This window comes from Streptomyces sp. NBC_01551 (genome assembly GCF_026339935.1).
In the GTDB taxonomy this organism is placed as follows: domain Bacteria; phylum Actinomycetota; class Actinomycetes; order Streptomycetales; family Streptomycetaceae; genus Streptomyces.
In genome coordinates this window covers 2,045,400-2,068,391 of record NZ_JAPEPX010000001.1, presented here as the reverse complement: position 1 = coordinate 2,068,391, position 22,992 = coordinate 2,045,400, and the positions used below count along the sequence as shown (strand labels likewise).

The window sequence follows — 22,992 nt, the reverse complement described above, 5'->3', positions numbered from 1 at the left end:
CCGAACCGGCCCCGCCCCGTCACGCCCCGTCACGCACCGTCCGCCGGCGTCAGCCCGCGGCCGCGTCGCAGGCCTGGCCGCGCAGCGCCCGGGCCAGGTCGTCGCGGGACTCCAGGACCAGCCGCCGCAGCGCGGGGGCCGCGTCCGCGTGGGCCGTGAGCCACGCGTCCGTCGCGTCCAGCGTCGCCGCGTCGTCCTGCAGCGCGGGATACAGCCCCTTCACCACGTCCATGCCGATCTGGATCGACCGCTCGTCCCAGACCCGCTCGATGGCCTCGAAGTACCGCTGCGCGTACCCGGCCAGCAGCGCCCGCTGCGAGGGCTGCTGCATGCCCGAGATGGTGGCCTCCACCAGCGCGTTCGACAGCGCGTCCGACTCGACCACCGCCGCCCAGGCCTGGTCCTTCACGGCCGCCGACGGCCGCGCCGCCAGGCAGCGCACCTGGTGCCGCTTGCCCGACGCCGTGTCGTCGCGCCCGAGTTCGGCCCGCAGGACGCCCTCGTCCACCGCGCCGTGCGCCGCCAGGGGCAGCAGGAAGTCCCAGCGCAGCTCCTGGTCCACCTCCAGCCCGTCGATCCGAGCCGAACCCTCCAGCAGCCCCAGCAGCAGCTGGAAGTCGCCCTCCGACGTCGCGCTCGCCGCGAAGAAGCGGGCCCAGGTCAGCTGGTGCTCCGAACCCGGCTCGGCGAAGCGCAGCTCCTGCAGCGCGCACGCCGCCAGCACCCGCCCGCCCTGCTCGCGCCACTCGGGCGCCGCGTAGTGCGTGACCGCGCCGAGCGCCTGCGCGTGCAGCATCTGGAGCACGCCGACGTCGCTCTCGCGACCCGCGTGGGCGAGCACCAGCGAGACGAAGTCCCGTGCGGGCATCAGCGCGTCACGCGTCATGTTCCACAGGGCCGACCAGCACAGCGCCCGCGCCAGCGGGTCCGTGACACTGCCCAGGTGCGAGCGCAGCGTCGCCAGCGAGCCCTCGTCGAAGCGCACCTTGCAGTACGTCAGGTCGTCGTCGTTGACCAGCACCAGGTCGGGCCGCTCCTGGCCGGCCAGCTCGGCGACCACGCTGCGGGCCCCCGCGACATCGGCCTCCGCCCGGGCGTAGCGCACCAGGCTCCCGTCGGCGTCCACCCGGTACAGGCCCACGGCCACCCGGTGCGGACGGAGCTCGTCACCCTCCTGAGCCACGGCAAGTTCCGTGACCCGGCCGCCCGCGTCGTAGGTCACCACCGGCGTCAGCGTGTTCACGCCCGCCGTCTGGAGCCACGCCCGCGACCACTCGGCCATGTCCCGCCCGGACACCTCGCCGAGCACCGACAGCAGGTCGTCCAGGGTGGTGTTCCCGTACGCGTTGGCCTTGAAGTAGCGCCGTGCGCCCTCCAGGAACGCCTCCCGCCCGACGTACGCGACGAGCTGCTTGAGCACCGCCGCGCCCTTGGCGTAGGTGATCCCGTCGAAGTTCAGCTTCGCGTCCTCCAGGTCACGGATGTCGGCCGTGACCGGGTGCGTGGACGGCAGCTGGTCGGCCCGGTACGCCCATGCCTTGCGGTTGTTGGCGAAGGTGACCCACGCCTGGTCGAAGCGGGTCGCCTCCACCTGCGAGAAGGTGCCCATGAAGTCCGCGAAGGACTCCTTCAGCCAGAGGTCGTCCCACCACTTCATGGTGACCAGGTCGCCGAACCACATGTGCGCCATCTCGTGCAGGATCGTGTTGCACCGGCGCTCGTACTGGGCCCGCGTCACCTGGCCGCGGAAGATGTACTCCTCGCGGAAGGTCACCATCCCCGGGTTCTCCATCGCGCCCAGGTTGTACTCCGGCACGAACGCCTGGTCGTACTTCCCGAAGGGGTACGGGTAGTCGAAGTGCTCGTGGAAGAAGTCGAAGCCCTGCTTGGTGACCAGGAAGATCTCGTCCGCGTCGAAGTGCTTCGCCAGACCCTTGCGGCACATCGCGCCCAGCGGGACAGTCAGGTCCCCGCGGGTGTAGGTGTCCGTCACGTAGTGGTACGGGCCCGCCACCACACAGGTGATGTACGTGGAGATCGGCGCGGTCTGCGCGAACCGCCAGGTGCCGCCCTCGCGGGACTCCTCCGCGCCGTTGCTCCAGACCTGCCAGCCCTCGGGCGCGCTCACCTCGAAGCGGTACGGCGCCTTCAGGTCGGGCTGCTCGAAGTTCGCGTACACCCGCCGGGCGTCGGCCGGCTCGTACTGGGTGTAGAGGTAGACCTCGCCGTCCTCCGGGTCGACGAAGCGGTGCATGCCCTCGCCGGTCCGGCTGTACGCGCAGTTCGCGTCCACCACCAGGACGTTCTCGGACTCCAGCCCGTCGAGGGCGATCCGCGCCCCGTCGAAGACGGCGGCCGGGTCCAGCGCGCGCCCGTTGAGGGTCACCGTGTTCACGGAGGGGGCGATCAGGTCCGCGAAGGTGGCGGTACCGGGGGCCGCGGCCCGGAATCGGACGGTCGTCACCGAGCGGAAGGTCCGGGGACCCTCGGCCGGTTCGGCCTCCTCCACGGCGGACCTCAGGTCGAGCACCACCTCGTACCCGTCGACGGACAGCAGCTCGGCCCGCTCGCGGGCCTCGTCACGGGACAGATTCTCTCCGGGCACGTGCACTCCTTCGTGCGTGGTCGCGTTCCTTCGACCGAATACTCCCATGGGGAATGCGTGCGCCCCCGTGCTGGTTGGCCTGGGGGAAACGGGGCGACGGAAGCCCTGAGCGACGTGAGGAGAGACATGTCCGACACCCAGGTGCGCGAGAAGACCCCGGTCGATTTCTGGTTCGACCCGCTGTGCCCCTGGGCCTGGATGACGTCCCGCTGGATGCTGGAGGTCGAGAAGGTCCGCGACGTCGAGGTGCGCTGGCACGTGATGAGCCTCGCCGTCCTGAACGAGAACCGGCTCGACGAGCTGCCCGAGCGCTACCGCGAGCTGCTCGGCCCCAAGGGCTGGGCGCCGGTGCGCGTGGTCGTCGCGGCCCAGCAGAAGTTCGGCGACGAGATAACGGGCAAGCTGTACACCGAGCTCGGCACCCGCATCCACAACGAGGACAAGGGCGCGACCCGCGAGGTGATCGCCGAGGCGCTGGCCGCGCTCGACCTGCCGGCCGAACTGCTCGCGTACGCCGACTCCGACGAGTACGACGAGGTGCTGCGCGCCTCGCACAACGACGGCATCGACCGGGTCGGCCAGGAGGTCGGCACCCCGGTGATCTCCGTTCCCGGCGCCGACGGCGAGGACGTGGCCTTCTTCGGCCCGGTCGTCACCCCGGCCCCGCGCGGCGAGGCCGCCGCCCGGCTGTGGGACGGCACCCTGATGGTCGCCTCCACCCCCGGCTTCTACGAGATCAAGCGGACCCGCACCAAGGGCCCCAGCTTCGAGTAGCCGACCGGCAGTGCACACAGAAGACCCCCGTGAGTCACGTCCTCACGGGGGTCTTCCGCTCTGCACGCCCGCACGCGAAGGCTGAGAAGACGATCACGAGGCGGGCGGGTCCGGTGGGGCAGGTCAGCCCTTGACGGGGATCAGCAGCGGGGTGTTCGCCTTGGCGTCGGCGTAGCGCTTGGCCACGTCCTGCCAGTTGACGACGTTCCACATGGCCTCGATGAAGTCCACCTTCTGGTTCTTGTACTGAAGGTAGAAGGCGTGCTCCCAGGCGTCGAAGACCAGGATCGGGGTGCTGGCCACACCGACGTTGCCCTGGTGGTCGTAGACCTGCTCGACGACCAGGCGGCCGCTGACGGGCTCGTACGCGAGCACGCCCCAGCCGGAGCCCTGGGTGGCGGAGGACGCGAAGGTCAGCTGCTTCTTGAACTTGGCGAAGGAGCCGAAGGACTCGGTGATGGCGTCCGCGAGCTCGCCCAGGCCGTCGGCGGCGGTGGGCTCGCCGCCGCCCTCGCCGGTCTTCGGGCTGGCCATGTTGTGCCAGTAGATGCTGTGCAGGATGTGGCCGGAGAGGTGGAACGCGAGGTTCTTCTCCAGCCCGTTCAGTGCGCCCCAGTTCTCCTTGTCACGGGCCTCCGCCAGCTGCTCCAGCGTGTTGTTGGCGCCCGTGACGTAGGCCGCGTGGTGCTTGTCGTGGTGGAGCTCGATGATCTGCGGGTTGATCACCGGCTCCAGCGCCGCGTAGTCGTAAGGAAGCTCAGGAAGCGTGTAGATGGCCATGCGTAATCCGGTCCCCTCGGCGTGCCAAGTTCTTATTGCAACACATGCGCAACTGCACGCTAGCAGTATCTATTCCGGCTCACATGTAAGGGTTACCTGCCTAAAATGCAGGTGGGCCCCCGTGCCTTCGCACAGGGGCCCACCGGGGATCTGGGGGAGCGTCAGGCCTTGGCCGCCCGGCGCTGCATGACGTAGCCGGTGACCGCGAGGGCGACCGTCAGGCCGCCGGTGAAGATCACCTGGACCCGGGTGTCCCCGTCCATCGCCATCAGCGCGAGCACGCCGGCCACCCCGGCCAGTGCCACCCACGTCAGGTACGGGAAGCCCCACATCTTCACGACCAGCTTCTCGGGCGCCTCCCGCTCCAGCCGCCGGCGCAGCACGAACTGGGAGACCGCGATGAAGCCCCAGACGACGAGGATGACCCCGCCGACCATGTTCAGCAGCCAGGCGAACAGGGTGTCCGGGTACCAGTACGACAGCAGCACGGTGACGAAGCCGAAGCCCGACGAGGCCAGCACCGCGCGCCGCGGCACCCGGCCGGTGACCTTGCCCAGCGCCTTCGGACCCTGGCCCCGGGAGACGAGGGAGTAGGCCATGCGCGAGGAGCCGTAGATGTTGGCGTTCATCGCGGACAGCAGGGCCACCAGGATGACCACGTTCATGATCTGGCCGGCGCCCGGGATGCCCAGGTGGTCCAGGGTGGCGGCGTACGGGCCGTTCCCGACCACCGCCGGGTCGTTCCACGGCAGCAGCGTGACGATGATCAGCATCGAGCCGACGTAGACGATCGCGATCCGCCACATGGTGGTCTTCACGGCCTTGGCCACGCCCTTGACCGGGTTCTCCGACTCGGCGGCCGCGATGGTCACCGTCTCCAGCCCGCCGTACGCGACGACCGAGGCGAGCAGGCCGACCAGCAGGCCGTCCACCCCGTTGGGCAGGAAGCCGCCGTCGTGCAGCAGGTTCGCGGTACCGGGGGAGGAGGTGCCGGGCAGCAGGCCCAGGACGGCCAGCACGCCCAGGCCCAGGAACAGCGCGATCGCGCCGATCTTCAGGGCGGCGAACCAGAACTCGAACTCGCCGAAATTGGAGACGGCGGCCAGGTTGGAACCGCAGAACAGCGCCATGAAGGCGAGCACCCACACCCAGGACGGGGTGCCCGGGAACCAGCCCGTCATGATGTGCGCCGCGCCGATCGCCTCGATCGCCACGCCGACGCACAGCAGCGTCCAGAACATCCAGCCGGCCGTGAACCCGGCCCACGGGCCGATGGCCCGGTCGGCGTGGACCGAGAAGGAGCCGGAGGCGGGGTTCGCCGCGGACATCTCGCCGAGCATCCGCATCACGAACATCACGAGCAGACCGGACGCGGCGTACGCGATCACGATCGACGGGCCCGCGGCGGCGATGCCGGCGCCGGAGCCGACGAAGAGTCCGGCGCCGATGACCCCGCCGAGGGCGATCATCGAAAGGTGGCGCTGCTTGAGGCCGTTGCCGAGGGGAGACCCGGATCCGGGTGCCGCCTGCTGCTGCTCGGGGGGTGTGATGGTGCTCTGACTCATGAGGGCCATACTGCCCACCGTCCGTTTATCGAACACTCGCTGTCCAATATGCGGACGGTGGGCCGCGAACCGGGCCGCGAACCGGGCCGCGAACCCGGGCCGGGAACCTCAGGCCCGCCGGGCCCGGAGCTCCCTGATCCACGCCACCAGCAGGACGGCGCCGGCCGCGCCCGAGGACCACAGCAGCTGCGGCCGCGCCGAGTCGTCGAACAGCATCAGCACCAGCACCGCCGCCATGCCGATCAGCGCCACCCACGTCAGGTACGGGAAGCACCACATCCGCAGCGTCAGGCGCTCCGGCATGTCCCGCTCCAGGACGCGCCGCAGCCGCAGCTCCGAGACGGCGATCAGCGCCCACACGAACAGCAGCACCGCGCCGACCGCGTTGAGCATGTAGAGGAACACCGTGTCCGGCCACAGCAGGTTCAGCACCACCGACACGAAGCCGAAGGCCACCGAGGCGAACACGGCCCGGCGCGGCACCCCGCCGCCCGACACCTTCAGCAGCGCCTTGGGCGCCTCGCCCCGCTCGGCCAGCGAGAACACCATGCGCGAGGACCCGTACAGGTTGGCGTTGAGCGCCGACAGCAGCGCCACGAACACCACGATGTTCATGATCTGGCCGGCCGCCGGGATGCCGATGGAGTCCAGGACGGCGACGTACGGGCTCTGCCCCGGCTCCAGCGAGTCCCACGGCAGCAGGGTCACGATGACCAGCATCGAGCCGACGTAGAAGAAGAGGATGCGCCACACGGCGCTGCGCACCGCGCGGGCCACGGACTTGGCCGGGTTGTCGGACTCGGCAGCCGCGATGGTGACGACCTCCAGGCCGCCGAAGGCGAAGATGACGGCGAGCATGCCGGCGACCACGCCGCCGAAGCCCTCGGGGAAGAAGCCGCCCTGTCCGGTGAGGTTGGCCATCCCGACCGGGTCGGTGTCCGGGAGCAGGCCGAAGATCGCCAGGGTGCCGAGGATCAGGAACAGCACGATCGCGCCGACCTTGAGGGCCGCGAACCAGAACTCGAACTCGCCGAAGTTCTTCACGGCGGCCAGGTTGCTCACGGTGAAGACCACCATGAAGATCAGCACCCAGACCCACTGGTCGACCGAGGGCAGCCAGCCGTTCGCGATCTTCGCGGCGCCGGTGGCCTCCACGGCCAGCACCACGACGAGCAGGAACCAGTAGAGCCAGCCCGCGGAGAAGCCGGCCCAGCGGCCCAGCGCCTTGTGCGCGTACACGGAGAACGAGCCGGAGGCGGGCATCGCAGCCGACATCTCGCCGAGCGCCCGCATCACCAGCATGGCGAGGGCGCCCGCGAGCAGGTACGAGCAGATGATCGCCGGACCGGCGATGCCGATGCCGGCGCCGGAGCCGACGAAGAGCCCGGCGCCGATCACGCCACCGAGGCCCAGCATCGTCAGGTGACGCTGCTTGAGGCTGTGACTGAGGGGTTCCGCGGGCAGTTCGGCCGTGAGGGGAGGTGCTTCGGGCAGGGGGTCGCGCATGAGGGGTGCTCGTACTCTCGTGCTCGGCGGCGGCGGGGCCCGGCTGGGGCCGGCTGGGGGGACGTGCCGGTGGTCGGCTGTGAGGGATTGGCGGGACCCTACAGTCTCACCGGATGCGCCCCATCCGCGCAAAACGGTTTTGCGGTCTGATCTGACTCGTGACGCGGATCACTGTGACTCGGGTGTGAACCGGCTTCTTTGTGCACTCCCCACCAAAGCGGTGAGCAGGGCTTTGTCCCGGACGACTGTGGGGCGGCGCCCGGCCCGGGGCTAGCGTCGGTGATCGTCCCGTCACCCCACCCCTCACCCCGCGGAGCCCCCTGATGAGCACTGCTTCCGTCTCCTTCCGCCCCGGCGCCGTCCTCGCCGACCTGCTGCCCGCGAGCCGCGTCCGCGACATCGCGCTCGTCGTGGGCGGAGCCGCGCTCACCGGCCTGGCCGCGCAGATCGCCGTGCCCGTCCCCGGCTCCCCGGTCCCCGTCACCGGCCAGACCTTCGCGGCCCTGCTGGTCGGTACCGCCTTCGGCGCCCGCCGCGGCTTCCTCTCGCTCGCCCTGTACGCGCTCGTCGGCATGGCCGGCGTGCCGTGGTTCGCGGGCGGCACCTCGGGCGCGGGCGGCGCCTCCTTCGGCTACGTCCTCGGCATGCTGCTCGCCGCCACCGTCGTCGGCGCCCTCGCCCGGCGCGGCGCCGACCGCTCGGCGCTCCGTACGGCGGGCACGATGGTGCTGGGCTCCGCGCTGATCTACGCGGTGGGCGTGCCGTACCTGGCGCTGTCCACCGGCATGTCCTTCGGCGCGGCCGTCGCGGCGGGCCTGACCCCGTTCCTGATCGGCGACGCCCTCAAGGCGGCGCTGGCCATGGGCCTGCTGCCGGCCACGTGGAAGCTGATCGGGCGCGCGTAGCACCCCGTGTACACAGCAGCCCCGGACCGCGATCGGCGGTCCGGGGCTGCGTGCTGTGCGGGCGGGGTGCCGCGGAGGTTACGCCTCGACGGAGGCGGCGGAGGCGGCGACGGCCTTGCGGCGCCTGTCGCGCACCACGCCGATGACCAGCACCACGGCCGCGACGAGCAGCGACAGCATCACCGTCTCGCGGTTGTCCTTGTCGTAGACCATGTAGGCCAGGACGAAGCTGATCATCGCGGCGGTGGCCCACGTCAGGTACGGGAACAGCCACATCTTGACCGTCAGCTTCTCCGGCGCCTCGCGGACCAGGATCTTGCGCATCCGCAGCTGGGTCAGGCAGATGACCAGCCACACGAAGAGCGCGATCGCACCCGAGGAGTTCAGCAGGAAGTTGAAGACGGTGTCCTTGAACGCGTAGTTGAAGTACACGGCGACGAAGCCGAAGACCACGGAGCCCAGGATGGCGGCCGTCGGGACGCCCTTCTTGTTGACCTTGGCGAAGGCCTTCGGGGCGTCACCGCGCTCGCCCAGCGAGAACGCCATGCGGGAAGCGGTGTACAGGCCCGAGTTCAGGCAGGACAGCACGGCCGTCAGGACGATCACGTTCATGATCTGACCGGCGTGCGCGATGCCGATCGAGTCCAGGGCGGCGACGTACGAGCCCTTCTTGACGATCGACTCGTCGTTCCACGGCAGCAGCGTCAGGACGATGAAGATCGAACCCAGGTAGAAGACGCCGATGCGCCAGATCACCGAGTTGGTGGCCTTGGTGACCGCGCGCCGCGGGTTCTCGGACTCGCCGGCGGCCAGCGTGACGATCTCGCTGCCCATGAAGGAGAAGACGACCATCAGCACACCGGTGAGGATCGAGCCCCAGCCGTTGGGCATGAACCCGCCCGCGTCGGTCAGGTGCGCGAAGCCCGCGCCCGGGTTGTCCGAGCCCGGCAGCACGCCGAAGACGGCCAGCATGCCGATGACCACGAACGCGCCGATGGCGACGACCTTGATGCCCGCGAACCAGAACTCGAACTCGCCGTATGAGGCGACCGAGCCGAGGTTGGTGACGGTCAGGACCGCCATCACGATCAGCGCCCAGGCCCACTGCGGGACGGCCGGGACCCAGCCTTCGAGGATGACGGCGCCGGCGGTGGCCTCGACGGCCAGCACGACGACCCAGAAGAACCAGTACAGCCAGCCGATGGAGAAACCGGCCCAGCGGCCGAGCGCACGGTCGGCGTACGCGGAGAAGGAGCCCGAGTTCGGGCTGGCGGCGGCCATCTCGCCGAGCATCCGCATCACGAAGACGACCATGGCGCCGACGAGTGCGTACGAGACGAGGATGGCGGGGCCGGCCTTGGCGATGCCGCCGCCGGAGCCGACGAAGAGGCCGGCGCCGATGACGCCGCCGATGGCGATCATGGACAGGTGGCGGTTCTTGAGACCGGCCTTCAGACCATCGGAGGACTGGCCGTCACCGGGGTTGCCGGTGGGGTCGCCTGCCTTCTGCAGGGTCGTCGTGGAGCTCATGGACGGATCCTTAGGTTCTCGGGTTGCGAGCCCCGGCATTCAAACCTGAGATGAACGCAAGACGGAAGACCTCAGTCCGGATCGTTGCGATGGGACGAACGTCCAAGACGGAGGTCCCGCCGTGTCCCATCTGCGTTCTTTGGGTTTACTTGAGCTTTAGAAGTGACTTACGCGACACCCGTTGCGGCCCGGACAACCCCCTCGTGCCACACTCGACCCATGCGCGTGTACCTCGGATCCGACCATGCCGGCTTTGAGCTCAAGAACCACTTGGTGGACTGGCTCAAGAACAACGGCCACGAGCCCGTCGACTGCGGGCCCCACATCTACGACGCGGTGGACGACTACCCGCCGTTCTGCCTGCGCGCCGCGGAGAAGACCGCCGCGGACGCCGACAGCCTCGGCATCGTGATCGGCGGCTCCGGCAACGGCGAGCAGATCGCCGCGAACAAGGTCAAGGGCGTCCGCGCCATCCTCGCCTGGAGCGTGGAGACCGCGAAGCTCGGCCGCGAGCACAACAACGCCAACGTCATCTCGGTCGGCGGCCGGATGCACACGCAGGACGAGGCCGTCTCCTTCATCGAGGCCTTCCTGGCGACCCCGTACTCCGACGAGGAGCGCCACACCCGCCGCATCGAGATGCTCTCCGCCTACGAGCGGACCGGCGAGCTGCCCCCGATCCCGGCCCACCACCCGCAGGGCTGATTTCCGCCTCGCCGTGCCGCCGGGGCCCCCGGCGGCACGGCCGTTTCGTTTCCGGGACCCATCGAGGAAGATCGAGGAGCGCAGCCGTGCCCGAGGGGCATACGATCCACCGCCTCGCCCAGGACCACACCGAGCGGTTCGCCGCGCGCCCGGTCCGGGTCAGCAGCCCGCAGGGCCGGTTCGCGCAGAGCGCGGCCCTGCTCGACGGCCGTGAGCTGGAGAGCGCCGAGGCGCACGGCAAGCACCTGTTCCTGCAACTCGGCGACGCCTGGATCCACATCCACCTCGGCCTGTTCGGCAAGCTCGGCTTCGGCCCCGCCCCGGCGCCCCCGGCCACCGACACGGTCCGGCTGCGCCTGCTCAACGAGGACCACTACGCCGACCTGCGCGGCCCCACCGCCTGCGCGCTGATCGGCGAGGGCGAGAAGAAGGCGATACACGACCGGCTCGGCCCGGACCCGCTGCGCCCCGCCGACGACCCCGACCGGGCCTGGAAGCGGATCTCCCGCTCCCGCACCACCGTCGCCGCGCTGCTGATGGACCAGAAGGTGGTCGCGGGCGTCGGCAACGTGTACCGCGCCGAGGTCCTCTTCCGGCACGGCATCGACCCGTACCGCCTGGGCAAGGACCTCACGCGCGGCGAGTGGGACGCGATGTGGCTCGACCTGGCAGCCCTGATGCGCGAGGGCGTGCGGAACAACCGGATCGACACCGTCCGTGACGAGCACCTGCCCGAGGCGATGGGCCGCCCGCCCCGCGTCGACGACCACGGGGGCGAGGTGTACGTCTACCGGCGGGCGAACATGGCCTGCCACATCTGCGGGGACGAGATCCGCACCGCCGATCTCGCCGCCCGCAACCTCTTCTGGTGCCCCGGCTGCCAGCAGCGCTAGGGACACCGTCCAGGGCCTGTCGTCAAAGTGGAGCCTGGCCCTAGAACCCGTGCGGCAGCCAGGGGGCCACGTCCCCGGCGAACGCCCGGGAGGCCTCCGGCAGGGCGCCCGCGCGCAGCTCGCGCACCCGCCCGGCGGCACCGAGCGAGGTGAGGGAGGTCCCGCCCAGGTAGGCGGAGCCGAGCTCCCGTACGGACAGCTCCAGATCGGCCGGGTCCGCGGTCCGTACGCAGGCGGCCGCGCCCTTCGCGTCGGCCGTCAGCCGCCACCGGCCCTCGTTCCACGGGCAGAACGCGTCCTCGACCTCCACGACCACGTCCAGCGGCGCCCCGTACGTCCGCGCCTCCAGCGCGGCCGGGAGGTCCACGAGCCGTACGTGCAGCGAGTCACGCTGGGTCGGCCGGGTCCGCCGGACGTCGCTGACCAGGTGCAGGACCGGGTCGTCCACCGGCCGCTTGGTCGCCCGTACCGACCAGGTCAGGTCGATCTCGAACAGGTAGCGCCAGAGCGCCGCCGTCACCGCCGGGTCCAGGGCGTCGAGGTCGTTGACCACGACCGCGCCCTGCGAACCGGTCAGGTCCCAGTCAGGCTTGACCCGGTAGCGGGCGTACCCCACCACCTCGCCGTCCTCCCGCTCGGCGACCACGCACTTCACCGGCGACCCGCCGCCGCGCATCGAGGGCGGGTCCAGCAGCCCCAGCCGCTCCCAGCCCGGCTGCCGGGCGGTCATGCCGGGCCGCCGGGACAGCAGCTGCGCGTAGACCCGCTCGCAGTCGGGCAGGGCCTTCTCCGGGTCGACGAGACGGAGCCGGACCTCGTCCGTCCCCGGCGGCACGCAGAGCCGTACGCGGGTGGTGTCGATGTCCACCGACAGGGAGTAGGCGCCGGTGCCGTAGCCGAACCGCCCGTAGATCTCGGGCTCCGAGGCCGTCAGCACGGCGAGCGGCTCACCACCCGCCCGGATGTCGTCCAATTGGCGCCGCATCATCGAGGTGAGCACCCCGCGGCGGCGGTGCGTCGGCGCGACGCCGACCATGGTGACGCCGGCCGCGGGCACCAGCGCGCCGCCCGGGACCGAGAGGCGGAAGGAGAAGGCGCCGGCCGAAGCGACACAGCTCTCGCCGTCCCAGACCGCCAGCGAACGTTCTCGTTCGGTCAGCGACCGGTAGAGGTCGCGCTCCTCGGGGGACTCGGGCACACCACCGAACGCCAGTTCCAGGTGGTCGTACCAGACATCCCACTCATCAGCCTGCAATACGCGCATCTCAAGGGCCATACGGCCATCCCTATCAGGGCATTCCGTCCCAGTCGAAGGGATTTCGAGCGGCCGCGGGCCCCCGGTCCGGGGGTACCCCTGCACACGCACAGCCAGGATGGATAAGGTCCCGAAGCAATGGCCGGAGCACGCGTGGAGACGCTCTTGGCCCGGACGCGCATGCTGTGGCACCGGGCCCGCACCGCCCTGCGCAAATCCGCCGTCGACTACTTCCGCGGCGACGCCTCCGACTGGCTCGCCTTCGGCGGACTGCTCCTGACCGTCCCCGCCATCGCCTGCGGCACCCTGATGCTGCCGGTCTGGTTCTCGCCCTCCGCCCTCGTCCTGCCGATCGTCGCGGGCGGTCTGCTGCTGCGCCCCGCCAGCCTGCTCGGGCTGTACGCGGCCTCCGCGGCCGCCCTGATCGTCGAGGCTCTCGTCCTCGGGCCGTACACGCAGGGCCCGGCCCGGGTCACGCCCGGCACCGTCCTGGTCGTGGCCGCCTGCGGGTTCTTCGGCCTGGTCATCGCCCAGTTCCGCAGCCGCGTCGGCGTGCCCTGGCGGCGCGGCGGCACCATGCTCTTCGACCTCCGTGAACGGATCCGGGTCCAGAGCAAGCTGCCCGGACTGCCGCGCGGCTGGCACCGCGAGATGGCGCTGCGCCCGGCCGGCGGCCAGTCCTTCTCCGGCGACTTCGTGGTCGCCGCCCGCACCAACGGCGGCCGGACCCTGGAGGTCGTCCTCACCGACGTCTCCGGCAAGGGCATGGAGGCCGGCTCCCGAGCCCTGCTGCTCTCCGGGGCCTTCGGCGGGCTGCTCGGGGCGCTGCCCCCACACGGCTTCCTGCCCGCCGCCAACGGCTACCTGCTCCGCCAGGACTGGGACGAGGGCTTCGCCACCTCCATCCACCTCGTTCTGGACCTGGAGACCGGCGACTACGAGCTCCTCTCCGCCGGACACCTCCCCGCCCTCCAGCTCTCGGCAGGCACCGGCCGCTGGCAGGAGAAGTCCGGTGAGGGCCCGCTGCTCGGCGTCTACGACGGCGCCGAGTTCGAGCCCGAGCGGGGCAACCTCCGCCCCGGCGACGTCCTGATGCTGTTCACGGACGGCCTCGTCGAGACCGCCGACCGCGACATCAGTGAGGGCATCGACCGGCTCACGGGCGAGGCCGACCGCTACGTCGCCGCCGGCTGGGAGGGCGCGGCCTGGCACCTGATCGAGAAGGTGGCCAAGGACGTCAACGACGACCGGGCGCTGCTGCTGATCCGCCGGTCCGCCTGAGCCTCTTCAGGGGCGGGGTGGGGTTTTCCCGACCGTTGATCCCCCGGGCTCCGCCATGGCCGGGGCCCCGCCCGGCTCCGTAGCGTCGGCTCCGTCGGCCCGGACGGGCGGCGCACGGCCAACGCGGAAGGCGGCACACCATGGGGCTCCGGCGGAGCAGGCGGCAGCGCGAGGACGCGTACGGGTACGGGGACACCCTGGCCCCCGCCGTCGAGCTGCGGGGCGTGCGGCGCGAGTACGGGCGCGGGCCCGGCGCCGTGCACGCGCTGCGCGGGATCGACCTCAGCCTGCCGCGCGGCAGCTTCACCGCCGTGATGGGCCCGTCCGGCTCCGGCAAGTCCACGTTCCTGCAGTGCGCGGCCGGGCTCGACCTGCCCACCGCCGGATCCGTCCGCCTCGGCGGCACCGAGATCACCGGCATGGACGAGAACGAGCTCACCGAACTGCGCCGCAGCCGCCTCGGCTTCGTCTTCCAGGCGTTCAACCTGCTGCCCTCCCTCACCGTGGAGCAGAACGTGCTGCTCCCGATGCGGCTGGCGGGCGGCCGCCAGGACCGGGCCCGCGCCGCCGACCTGCTCGCCCGCGTCGGCCTGGAGGGCAAGGGCCGGCGCCGCCCCGCCGAGCTCTCCGGCGGGCAGCAGCAGCGCGTCGCCATCGCCCGGGCGCTGGTCACCCGGCCCGACGTCGTCTTCGCGGACGAGCCGACCGGCGCCCTCGACACCACCACCGCCGCCGAGGTGCTCGCGCTGCTCAGGACGGCCGTCGACAGCCTCGGGGCCACCGTGGTCATGGTCACCCACGACCCGTCGGCCGCGGCCCACGCCGACCAGGTCCTCTTCCTCGCCGACGGCGCCCTCGCGGACCGCCTCCCGCGTTCCTCGGCGGCGACGATCGCCGCCCGGATGGCCGCGCTCACGGGCCCGGTCCCGGGCCCGGGCCCGGGCCCGGGCCCGGTGCCGACCGCGGCCTAGGGGGGCGCTGGGCGTCGGACTTCCGCGTTCCGGCCAGTGGTCGGCTCGTGTACGAGCGTGACCTGGGAGAAGAGGGCCGTCCGGAGCTCGGGTCGGTCGTCGGCCGCTCGTCCGGGCGCACACCGGTCGGCGTGGCGCCGGTCCGGGCCGCGCCGAGTCAGGCGGTCAGCGGGTGGCCCGGGCGATCCAGGGACCGTAGCCGAGCTTGCCGGTGTTGCCGAGGTCGATCGGCTGGGTCAGGCGCAGCCGTGCGCGGGGCGCGCCCGGGCGGGGGGTGATCTCCAGTTCCCAGCCCTCGGCCGCCGGGACCGTCGTGTCGGTGACCGTGTTGCGCCAGACCATCGAGAACGTCGCCTCGGCGCCCGGGCGGAGCGTCACCTTCTGCGGGGAGGCCTCCACGCCCGTCACGGAGGTGGTGACCCCGTTCGTCCCGGTGCCGACCGACACCTCGACCGGCGCGCCCTGCTTGTCCAGGATCCGGATCTCCGGGTAGCCCTCCAGTACGTAGGGCTGCGCGCCGCAGTTGACCAGGGCGACCGAGGACAGCCGCAGCCCCATCGCGGCGTCCCCGCCGTCCTCGCGGAGCCGCACGCCGCCCTCGGGGCACGGCTCCTGCGAGGGGCGCGGCGGCCCCGACGGCTGCTGCGGCCCCGAGGGCTGCTGCACGCGCGGCGGCCACGACGCCGCCGTCGGACCCGGGGCGGACGGCGGCGGGGGCGCCACGTCGCACCCCGCCACCGCGCCCACGGCGATCACGCCCCCGACCAGCCCCCGCACCCACCGCTTCGCGATCATCCGTAGACCCTACGACGCGGCCCCGCCGGCGCGGGCCACTCACCCCGGATTGGCCCGCCCGCCGCCCCGGCCCGCGCCCTACCGTGCCCCCATGGACCGCACGCTCGCCGCCGATCTCGCCCGGCTCCCCGAACTCCTCGACGCCACCCGCCGCGCCGCCGCCGACGCCCTCGCGACGCTGGACACACGTCCCGTCGTCGTACCCGGCGCCACCCCGCCGCCCGAGCCGCTCCCCGACCACGGCGTCGGCGCGGACGCCGCCCTCGCCGCCTTCCGCGACCGCTGGGAGCCCCGCCTGTCGGCCACCGCCGGACCCCGCTACCTCGGCTTCGTCACCGGCGGGGCCACCCCCGCCGCCCTCGCCGGGGACTGGCTCACCGCCGCCCACGACCAGAACTCCAACTCCGCCCTGGACGGCGCCGGGCAGGACCTCGAACGCGAGACCGTCGGCTGGCTCCGGGAGCTCTTCGGGATCTCCGACGCCCACTCCGGCACCTTCGTCAGCGGCGCCACCATGTCCAACACCACCGGCCTCGCCATCGCCCGCGAATGGCTCGGCGAACGGCTCGGGGTCCGCGTCGCCGAGGACGGCGCGGCCGCGCTCGGCCGCGTCCGGGTCCTCTCCGGCGCGCCCCACTCCTCCATCGCCAAGGCCCTCGCCGTCCTCGGCCTCGGCCGCGCCGGCCTCGTCCCCGTGCCCACCCTCCCCGGCCGCGAGGCCGTCGACCCGGCCGCCCTCGACCGGGCCCTCGCCGACACCCCCGGCCCGGCCGTCGTCGTCGCCAACGCGGGCACCGTCAACACCGTCGACTTCGACGACCTCCGCGCCGTCGCCGCGCTCAAGCGGCGCCACGACTTCTGGCTGCACACCGACGCCGCCTTCGGCGCCTTCGCCGCCCTCTCCCCGGAGCACGCCCACCTCGCCGCCGGGCTCGACGCCTCCGACTCCCTCTGCGTCGACCTGCACAAGTGGCTCAACGTCCCCTACGACAGCGCCGTCCAGTTCACCCGCCGCCAGGACCTGCAGGCCCGCGTCTTCCAGAACGCCGCCGCCTACCTCGGCCCCCTCGGCAGCCACCCCGACCTGGTCCACCTCACCCCGGAGAACTCCCACCGGCTGCGCGCCCTCGCCGCCTGGTTCACGCTCCGCGCCTACGGCCGCCAGGGCCACCGGGAGATCGTCGAGCGCGACATCGCCTGCGCCCGGGCGCTGGGCGCGGAACTGGACGCCGACCCGGCCTTCCGCCTCCTCGCACCGGTCCGCCTGAACGTCGTCTGCTTCACCCTCGCCGAAGACCCCACCCCGGCCCGCCTCACCGCCCTGCGGGAAGCCGCCGGCGCGGAGGTGTTCGTCACCCCCACCGTCCTCGCGGGAACCCCGGCCCTGCGTGCGGCGTTCTCCAACTGGCGTACGACGCAGGCGGATGTGCGCCGGGCCGCCGAGGCCCTCCGTACGGCAGCAAGGGAGATCGCATGACGAGCAGCCCCCTGACCCTCATGGAGGTCGAAGCCCTCGCCCGCTCGGCGCACGAGGGGCAGACCGACAAGGCCGGCCGGCCCTACGCCGAGCACCTCGCGGCCGTCGCCGAGGGCGTCCGCGTCCGCGGCGGCAGCGCCGAGCAGCAGGCGGCGGCCTGGCTCCACGACGCCATCGAGGACGACGCGCTCACCCCGGCGTGGCTGGAAGGCGCGGCCCTCCCGCGGCCGGTCAAGGACATGGTCCTGGCGCTGACCAAGCGCCCGGGCGAGCCGGTCGAGGAGTACACGGCCCGCATCCTCGCCACCCCGGGCGCCCTTCTCGTCAAGGAGGCCGACCTCGCGCACAACGCCGACCCCGCACGGCTCTCCGTACTCGACGGCCCGACCCGGGAGCGGCTGTCCGCGAAGTACGCGTATGTCCGTTCGCTCCTCGGCCTCGCCGCGCCGTGACCGGCGGCGCCGCACCCGAAACATGCCCCAGGCGCATGCGGTTGGCGCAAACGTGACGATGTCGATTCGTCACGGGGCGGATACCCAGGGCTCGTTGGTGGGAGGATGGTCCATGTGGGGGCGCGCGTGGCCGTACGCCCCGGGCCGACCAGGGGACGACCGAAGGTGTGATCAGTAGTGGCCATTTCGCTGTCAGTGGTGGTTCTGTTGGCGGTCATCCTGGTGGTGCTGATCCGCGGCAACCACATCAAGGCCGGCCCCGCGATCGTCGCGGTCCTCTTCGGCTTCTTCCTCGCGTCCAGCTCCATCGCCCCGGACGTGAACCGCTTCCTGAACTCCCTCGCGGACACCATCGCGGGCATCAAGCTCTAGCGGCGGACCCCGGGAGCGCCCCCGGACACGACGAAGGGCCAGGCGGAGGAAACATCCTCTGACCTGGCCCTTTCTCGTTCAGAGCGGGTGACGGGAATCGAACCCGCGTAGCTAGTTTGGAAGACTAGTGCTCTACCATTGAGCTACACCCGCAACACGTGCGCCGCAGGTCGAGGACCGCGGCACAGGCAGCATCCTAGCGGGTCGAGCAGGGGGAGTGCACACCACATCCGGGAGCCGGAGCGCGGACCGGCGTGCGCGCCCGCGCGGGCGCCCGTGCGGGCGTTCGCGTGCGATCCCGGGAGACCGCGCGCGGCCGCGGCGTGTCGGAGGGCGTTCGGGCATGTACCCTACGTGTCGCACCGACGGGGTGTGGCGCAGCTTGGTAGCGCGTCCGCTTTGGGAGCGGAAGGTCGTCGGTTCGAATCCGGCCACCCCGACCACCAGCACTCTCCTCACGAAGATCGCGTTGTGGGCTGATTGCCGCTTGCGGTTACTATGCAAGCTGCGTGCCCGTGTGTCTGATGTACCGGGCCGAAGTCCGCTGAACCGCTGAATCGCAGCGTGACGGCAGAACCCCCAGCAGTCAGCCACAAGGAGACCGAACCGTGAAGAGCGCCGTGGAGACCCTGAACCCGACTCGGGTTCGGCTCACTGTTGAGGTGCCCTTCGAGGAGCTCAAGGACAGCCTCGACGCGGCGTACAAGAAGATCAACCAGCAGGTCACGGTGAAGGGCTTCCGCAAGGGCAAGATCCCTGCCCGCGTCATCGACCAGCGCTTCGGCCGCGGTGCGGTGCTGGAGGAGGCCGTCAACGACGCCCTCCCGAAGTTCTACACCGAGGCGGTCAACGAGGCCGACCTGAACCCGCTGGGCCAGCCCGACGTGGACATCACGGAGCTGAAGGACGGCGAGCTGCTGGCCTTCACCGCCGAGGTCGACGTCCGCCCCGAGATCGAGATCCCGGACTACTCCGGCATCGAGGTCGAGGTCGACGCCATCGAGGTCTCCGACGAGGACATCGAGAAGTCGGTCGAGCAGCTGCGCGGCCGCTTCGCGTCCACCAAGGACGTCGAGCGCGCCGCCGTCGAGGGTGACGTCGTCACCATCGACCTGGAGGCCAAGGTCGACGGCGAGGTGCTGCCCGACGGAGTCGCCTCCGACGTCTCGTACACCATCGGCTCGGGCGAGCTCCTCGACGGCATCGACGAGGCCGTCAAGGGCCTGGAGGCCGGTGGCGAGACCACCTTCACCTCCCAGCTGAAGGGCGGCTCCGCCGAGGGCAAGGACGCCGAGGTCACCGTCAAGGTCACCAAGGTCTCCGCCCGCGAGCTGCCGGAGCTGGACGACGAGTTCGCCCAGATGGCGAGCGAGTTCGACACCCTCGACGAGCTCAAGGCGGACAGCCGTACCCGCCTGGAGAACATGAAGCAGTACGACCAGGCCACGCAGGCCCAGGAGCGCGTCCTGGAGAAGCTGCTGGAGCTGGTCGAGGTCCCGATCCCCGAGAAGCTGCTCGCGGACGAGGTCCAGACCCGCAAGCACAACCTGGAGCACCACCAGCTCGGCCAGATGGGCCTGACCCTCGAGAAGTACCTCGAGTTCCAGGGCAAGACGGTCGAGGAGTTCGACGCCGAGACCTCCGAGCAGGCGATCAAGGGCATCAAGACCCAGTTCGTCCTCGACGCGCTGGTCAACAAGGAGAAGCTGGGCGTCAACCAGGAGGAGCTCACCGAGCACCTCATGCGCCGTGCCCAGTCCTCCGGCATGTCCCCCGACCAGTTCGCCCAGGCGGTCGTCGAGGGTGGCCAGGTCCCGATGCTGGTCGGCGAGGTCGCGCGCGGCAAGGCCCTCGCGGTCGTCGTCGAGGCCGCCAAGGTCGTCGACACCAACGGTGAGGTCGTCGACCTCTCCGACGACGAGGACGAGGTCGAGACGGCCGCCGAGACCGTCGAGGCCGCTGTCGAGGGTGACGCCGCCGAGGACGAGGCCAAGGCCGACGAGGCGAAGTAACACCCCGGGCGAAGCCCACTGAGCAGTGCCCCGAAGGGCCCGTACGCAGCCGCGTCCGGGCCCTTCGGCATGCCCGCGGGAAGGGCCGCGGAGCTTGCGCTCCGAGCGAACAGTTCGGGAAGCGGGATGGCGTTGTCCGACCTGCGCGTTAGGGTCCATGAATACGAGGGCACGGGAGTACCCGAAGCCGGCGGACGTCGTCCGCACCGGCCGGTCCGCGCCCCAGAACGAGACGCTGAGACGGCATGTGGCCGTCGGAGACGAGCAGGTGGATACGTGACGAATCTGAAGCCTTACGCCGCGGGTGAGCCGTCCATCGGTGGCGGCCTCGGCGACCATGTCTACAACCGGCTGCTCGGCGAGCGGATCATCTTCCTCGGCCAGCAGGTCGACGACGACATCGCGAACAAGATCACCGCGCAGCTCCTGCTCCTGGCCGCCGAGCCGGAGAAGGACATCTACCTGTACATCAACAGCCCCGGTGGTTCCGTGACGGCCGGCATGGCGGTCTACGACACCATGCAGTACATCCCGAACGACGTCGTCACCATCGGCATGGGCATGGCCGCCTCGATGGGCCAGTTCCTGCTCACCGGCGGCGCCAAGGGCAAGCGCTTCGCCCTGCCGAACACCGACATCCTGATGCACCAGGGTTCCGCGGGTATCGGCGGTACCGCCTCCGACATCAAGATCCAGGCCCAGTACCTGCTGCGCACCAAGCAGCGCATGGCCGAGATCACCGCGTTCCACTCGGGCCAGACGGTCGAGGCGATCATCCGCGACGGTGACCGCGACCGTTGGTTCACCTCCGAGGAGGCCAAGGACTACGGCCTCATCGACGAGATCATCTCGGCCGCGTCCAACGTTCCGGGCGGCGGCGGCACCGGGGCCTGATCCCGGTACCCACCGTCAGTACCCCGCAGCCGACAGCCCGCAGAACGCCACCAGGATGGTGAACACCCAGATGCACATGAACAATCTCTCTCCCGCGAGCGGCCTCTACACCGGCCCGCAGGTGGACAACCGCTACGTGATCCCGCGCTTCGTCGAGCGCACTTCGCAGGGCGTGCGCGAGTACGACCCGTACGCGAAGCTCTTCGAGGAGCGCATCATCTTCCTCGGCGTGCAGATCGACGACGCCTCCGCCAACGACGTCATGGCGCAGCTGCTGTGCCTGGAGTCGATGGACCCGGACCGCGACATCTCGATCTACATCAACAGCCCCGGCGGCTCCTTCACCGCGCTGACGGCGATCTACGACACGATGCAGTTCGTGAAGCCGGACATCTCGACGGTCTGCATGGGCCAGGCGGCCTCGGCCGCCGCCGTCCTGCTCGCCGCCGGCACCCCCGGCAAGCGTCTGGCGCTGCCGAACGCCCGCGTGCTGATCCACCAGCCGTCGGGCGGCACCGGCCGCGAGCAGCTCTCCGACCTGGAGATCGCGGCCAACGAGATCCTGCGCATGCGTGACCAGCTGGAGAACATGCTGGCCAAGCACTCGACGACGCCGATCGAGAAGATCCGCGACGACATCGAGCGCGACAAGATCCTCACTGCCGAGGACGCGCTCGCGTACGGCCTGGTCGACCAGGTCGTCTCCACCCGAAAGATGAACGCGGCCTGATCCTTGCCGCCAGTTGGCGTGGGCACGTCGTCACATTCGGCGATGTGAACCACGTCAAGGGGGCCCCGCACGGGGCCCCCGGCAAGGTACCGTCGGATATGAGGCACCAGGAGTCGCTGAACCAGGCGGCTCCCAGGCGAAGGGGAAGCACCTCGTGGCACGCATCGGTGACGGCGGCGACCTGCTCAAGTGCTCGTTCTGCGGAAAGAGCCAGAAGCAGGTGAAGAAGCTCATCGCAGGACCCGGTGTGTACATCTGCGACGAGTGCATCGATCTCTGCAACGAGATCATCGAGGAGGAGCTCGCCGAGACCTCCGAGGTCCGGTGGGAGGAACTCCCCAAGCCCCGTGAGATCTACGAGTTCCTGGAGAGCTACGTCGTCGGCCAGGAGCCGGCGAAGAAGGCGCTCTCGGTTGCGGTGTACAACCACTACAAGCGGGTCCAGGCCGGCGAGAACGGCGGCGCGCAGGGCCGGGACGACGCGATCGAACTCGCGAAGTCCAACATCCTGCTGCTGGGTCCGACGGGTTCGGGCAAGACCCTGCTGGCTCAGACCCTGGCCCGCATGCTCAACGTCCCGTTCGCCATCGCCGACGCGACGGCGCTGACGGAGGCCGGGTATGTCGGCGAGGACGTCGAGAACATCCTGCTGAAGCTGATCCAGGCGGCCGACTACGACGTCAAGAAGGCCGAGACCGGGATCATCTACATCGATGAGATCGACAAGGTCGCCCGCAAGAGCGAGAACCCGTCGATCACGCGCGACGTGAGCGGCGAGGGCGTGCAGCAGGCCCTGTTGAAGATCCTGGAAGGCACGACGGCTTCGGTCCCGCCGCAGGGCGGCCGCAAGCACCCGCACCAGGAGTTCATCCAGATCGACACGACGAACGTGCTCTTCATCGTGGGCGGCGCCTTCGCCGGCCTGGAGAAGATCATCGAGTCGCGCGCGGGCGCCAAGGGCATCGGCTTCGCCGCGACGATCCGCTCGAAGCGCGAGATCGAGGCGAGCAACCAGTTCCAGGAGGTCATGCCGGAGGACCTGGTGAAGTTCGGGATGATCCCCGAGTTCATCGGCCGTCTCCCCGTCATCACCTCGGTGCACAACCTGGACCGCGAGGCCCTGCTCCAGATCCTGATCGAGCCGCGCAACGCGCTGGTGAAGCAGTACCAGCGCCTCTTCGAACTCGACGGCGTGGAGCTGGACTTCGAGCGCGAGGCGCTTGAGGCCATCGCGGACCAGGCGATCCTCCGCCAGACGGGCGCGCGCGGTCTGCGGGCCATCATGGAAGAGGTCCTGATGTCGGTGATGTACGAGGTCCCGTCCCGCAAGGACGTGGCCCGCGTGGTCATCACCCCGGACGTGGTCCGCTCCAACGTCAACCCGACGCTGGTCCCCCGCATCGTCCCGAAGGACCAGGGCCCGCACGAGAAGTCGGCGTAGCCGGCAGTCGGACATCCAGAAGGGGCGCCCCCGGCCGGGGGCGCCCCTT

Annotated in this window: 20 protein-coding genes and 2 tRNA genes; 14 read left to right on the top strand and 8 right to left on the bottom strand. The window is 70.9% G+C overall.

The annotated features are described in order from the left end of the window. Positions 1–49: 49 nt before the first annotated feature. Positions 50–2,605: an aminopeptidase N gene (gene pepN / locus OG982_RS09300; protein WP_266948282.1), complete on the bottom strand. Its 2,556-nt coding sequence runs from the start codon at positions 2,603–2,605 to the stop codon at positions 50–52. 126 nt (positions 2,606–2,731) lie between these two features. Between pepN and OG982_RS09295 the strand changes: the two genes are divergently transcribed. Then, positions 2,732–3,379 carry a DsbA family protein gene (locus OG982_RS09295; protein WP_266788077.1) on the top strand — a complete coding sequence of 216 codons (648 nt, stop codon included), beginning with the start codon at positions 2,732–2,734 and terminating at the stop codon, positions 3,377–3,379. Positions 3,380–3,502: 123 nt separating this feature from the next. Here the strand turns inward: OG982_RS09295 and OG982_RS09290 are convergent, their stop codons facing one another. The 3 genes from OG982_RS09290 to OG982_RS09280 form a co-directional block, all read right to left on the bottom strand. Continuing rightward, positions 3,503–4,159: a superoxide dismutase gene (locus OG982_RS09290; RefSeq protein WP_266788078.1), complete on the bottom strand. Its 657-nt coding sequence runs from the start codon at positions 4,157–4,159 to the stop codon at positions 3,503–3,505. Positions 4,160–4,320: 161 nt separating this feature from the next. Further along, positions 4,321–5,724, bottom strand: coding sequence for an amino acid permease (locus tag OG982_RS09285; RefSeq protein WP_266788079.1), 1,404 nt, complete (start codon positions 5,722–5,724; stop codon positions 4,321–4,323). A 108-nt stretch (positions 5,725–5,832) separates the two neighbouring features. Then, positions 5,833–7,230 (bottom strand): amino acid permease, encoded by a 1,398-nt coding sequence (locus OG982_RS09280; protein WP_266788080.1) that lies wholly within the window; start codon positions 7,228–7,230, stop codon positions 5,833–5,835. A 323-nt stretch (positions 7,231–7,553) separates the two neighbouring features. On the opposite strand from OG982_RS09280, the gene OG982_RS09275 reads away from it, so the two are divergent. Then, positions 7,554–8,135, top strand: a complete 582-nt coding sequence (locus OG982_RS09275) for a biotin transporter BioY (protein ID WP_266788081.1) — start codon at positions 7,554–7,556, stop codon at positions 8,133–8,135. 78 nt (positions 8,136–8,213) lie between these two features. On the opposite strand, the gene OG982_RS09270 is transcribed toward OG982_RS09275, so the two are convergent. Further along, positions 8,214–9,665, bottom strand: a complete 1,452-nt coding sequence (locus OG982_RS09270; RefSeq protein WP_266948280.1) for an amino acid permease — start codon at positions 9,663–9,665, stop codon at positions 8,214–8,216. A 219-nt stretch (positions 9,666–9,884) separates the two neighbouring features. Here OG982_RS09270 and OG982_RS09265 point away from each other — a divergent pair, with 219 nt between their 5' ends. Next, complete coding sequence (locus OG982_RS09265; RefSeq protein WP_266948279.1) at positions 9,885–10,370, top strand: ribose-5-phosphate isomerase; 486 nt, start codon at positions 9,885–9,887, stop codon at positions 10,368–10,370. A gap of 86 nt (positions 10,371–10,456) precedes the next feature. Continuing rightward, complete coding sequence (locus OG982_RS09260) at positions 10,457–11,263, top strand: Fpg/Nei family DNA glycosylase (protein WP_266948278.1); 807 nt, start codon at positions 10,457–10,459, stop codon at positions 11,261–11,263. A 40-nt stretch (positions 11,264–11,303) separates the two neighbouring features. Here OG982_RS09260 and OG982_RS09255 read toward each other — a convergent pair whose 3' ends face one another. Further along, positions 11,304–12,539: a GNAT family N-acetyltransferase gene (locus OG982_RS09255; RefSeq protein ID WP_266788085.1), complete on the bottom strand. Its 1,236-nt coding sequence runs from the start codon at positions 12,537–12,539 to the stop codon at positions 11,304–11,306. Positions 12,540–12,656: 117 nt separating this feature from the next. Here OG982_RS09255 and OG982_RS09250 point away from each other — a divergent pair, with 117 nt between their 5' ends. Both OG982_RS09250 and OG982_RS09245 read left to right on the top strand, forming a co-directional pair. Next, the gene (locus tag OG982_RS09250) at positions 12,657–13,799 is read left to right on the top strand and encodes a PP2C family protein-serine/threonine phosphatase (RefSeq protein WP_266788086.1); all 1,143 of its coding nucleotides are present in this window, start codon (positions 12,657–12,659) and stop codon (positions 13,797–13,799) included. A gap of 140 nt (positions 13,800–13,939) precedes the next feature. Continuing rightward, positions 13,940–14,770, top strand: coding sequence for an ABC transporter ATP-binding protein (locus tag OG982_RS09245; protein ID WP_266948277.1), 831 nt, complete (start codon positions 13,940–13,942; stop codon positions 14,768–14,770). A gap of 165 nt (positions 14,771–14,935) precedes the next feature. Here OG982_RS09245 and OG982_RS09240 read toward each other — a convergent pair whose 3' ends face one another. Beyond that, positions 14,936–15,565 carry a DUF4232 domain-containing protein gene (locus OG982_RS09240; RefSeq protein ID WP_266788088.1) on the bottom strand — a complete coding sequence of 210 codons (630 nt, stop codon included), beginning with the start codon at positions 15,563–15,565 and terminating at the stop codon, positions 14,936–14,938. 91 nt (positions 15,566–15,656) lie between these two features. On the opposite strand from OG982_RS09240, the gene OG982_RS09235 reads away from it, so the two are divergent. The 3 genes from OG982_RS09235 to OG982_RS09225 all read left to right on the top strand — a co-directional run bounded on the left by OG982_RS09235 (position 15,657) and on the right by OG982_RS09225 (position 17,866). Further along, positions 15,657–17,042, top strand: a complete 1,386-nt coding sequence (locus OG982_RS09235) for a pyridoxal-dependent decarboxylase (RefSeq protein WP_266788089.1) — start codon at positions 15,657–15,659, stop codon at positions 17,040–17,042. Further along, positions 17,039–17,494 (top strand): HD domain-containing protein, encoded by a 456-nt coding sequence (locus OG982_RS09230; protein ID WP_266788090.1) that lies wholly within the window; start codon positions 17,039–17,041, stop codon positions 17,492–17,494. The genes OG982_RS09235 and OG982_RS09230 overlap by 4 nt, the downstream gene beginning before the upstream one ends. Before the next feature lie 177 nt (positions 17,495–17,671). Beyond that, positions 17,672–17,866, top strand: coding sequence for a hypothetical protein (locus tag OG982_RS09225; RefSeq protein WP_030159386.1), 195 nt, complete (start codon positions 17,672–17,674; stop codon positions 17,864–17,866). Between the two features lie 82 nt (positions 17,867–17,948). Here OG982_RS09225 and OG982_RS09220 read toward each other — a convergent pair. Beyond that, positions 17,949–18,019: transfer RNA gene (locus OG982_RS09220), tRNA-Gly, on the bottom strand. Positions 18,020–18,232: 213 nt separating this feature from the next. Between OG982_RS09220 and OG982_RS09215 the strand changes: the two genes are divergently transcribed. The 5 genes from OG982_RS09215 (at position 18,233) to clpX (ending at position 22,943) form a co-directional block, all read left to right on the top strand. After that, a tRNA-Pro gene (locus OG982_RS09215) sits at positions 18,233–18,309 on the top strand. 165 nt (positions 18,310–18,474) lie between these two features. Further along, positions 18,475–19,878 (top strand): trigger factor, encoded by a 1,404-nt coding sequence (gene tig, locus OG982_RS09210; RefSeq protein WP_266788091.1) that lies wholly within the window; start codon positions 18,475–18,477, stop codon positions 19,876–19,878. A gap of 276 nt (positions 19,879–20,154) precedes the next feature. After that, a complete protein-coding gene (locus OG982_RS09205) occupies positions 20,155–20,772 on the top strand; it encodes an ATP-dependent Clp protease proteolytic subunit (protein ID WP_030026957.1) in 618 nt (205 codons plus the stop codon). A gap of 55 nt (positions 20,773–20,827) precedes the next feature. Beyond that, positions 20,828–21,502, top strand: coding sequence for an ATP-dependent Clp protease proteolytic subunit (locus OG982_RS09200; RefSeq protein ID WP_123078325.1), 675 nt, complete (start codon positions 20,828–20,830; stop codon positions 21,500–21,502). 154 nt (positions 21,503–21,656) lie between these two features. Continuing rightward, a complete protein-coding gene (gene clpX / locus OG982_RS09195) occupies positions 21,657–22,943 on the top strand; it encodes an ATP-dependent Clp protease ATP-binding subunit ClpX (protein WP_266788092.1) in 1,287 nt (428 codons plus the stop codon). The last annotated feature ends 49 nt before the right edge of the window (positions 22,944–22,992 follow it).